The 882-nt window shown below is 43.8% G+C and carries 1 protein-coding gene; it reads right to left on the bottom strand.

All coding sequences use genetic code 11. From position 1 onward, the window contains the following. Window positions 1-801 (bottom strand): glycosyl hydrolase family 28-related protein (locus tag ACWHAR_RS24750; protein ID WP_452088139.1); only part of this gene is annotated, 801 nt, incomplete at its 3' end. Window positions 802-882 lie beyond the last annotated feature (81 nt).

Raw genomic sequence — 882 nt, 5'->3', positions numbered from 1 at the left:
ATTTCCTTCTATTAAAATGCCATACCCGTTAAAATTGGTCACAGAACTTGAAACGTTTCCAACAAAGTGGTTATTGCGAATTGATACATTAATCGGTTCCTCATAATCAACGCCACCTTCGCCATATCCTTCAATGTCAATTCCGAATTTCGGGGCTGTTCCATTCCCCGTTCCGGCATCTTCAATCAAGCACTCCTCCACCGTGACCATGTCACATCCGGTAATGGAAATGTTATTTCTCCTCGACCGCCGAACCTCACAGCGGCGGATGATAATTTGCTCTGACGTTCGATAATCTTGATTGGTCTTTAATCCCCTTGGGCTGACTATGATCCCATCGCCGGTAAAATCGGAAATTTTCACATCATCAATGAGAACATTCGAGCATCCTTCAATACATATGCCAAAGCCCCATTCATGGGTTGACCTTATCCCCGCCGAGACATACGTATGCTCATCCCGTTCGCCGATAATTTGTCCTCCGGAAATGGTTATATTCTCTTGCTTGCCTACATAAAATGCGGAATAACCCCACGAACTATTCGGTATCACTTTCATGATACATTCGGGGTCCATCATAATCTCAAGGTTGCCGGGAACAATGATCCCCGCGTTTCGAAACCTCTGATTAAGATCTCCGCCAAGCGTTGCGTCTATTAAATATGTTCCCTTTGGAAACCAGACAGTATGATAGCCTTTCGAAACAGCTGTACTGAGGCACTGATTAATCCGTTCTGTCGAATCCGTTTTACCATCTCCAGGAACACCGAAATCCGCTGCATTTAATATGAATTCAGCCATTTGCGAGCCTCCTTCTCTATGATTACTATCATGTTACTCACAAAGGCCCGATCTGCTTGTACATTTCTCTAAAATTTTATT

The sequence above is a fragment of the Bacillus sp. LR--39 genome, assembly GCF_053613335.1.
This window is presented reverse-complemented; position numbering and strand designations above follow the sequence as displayed.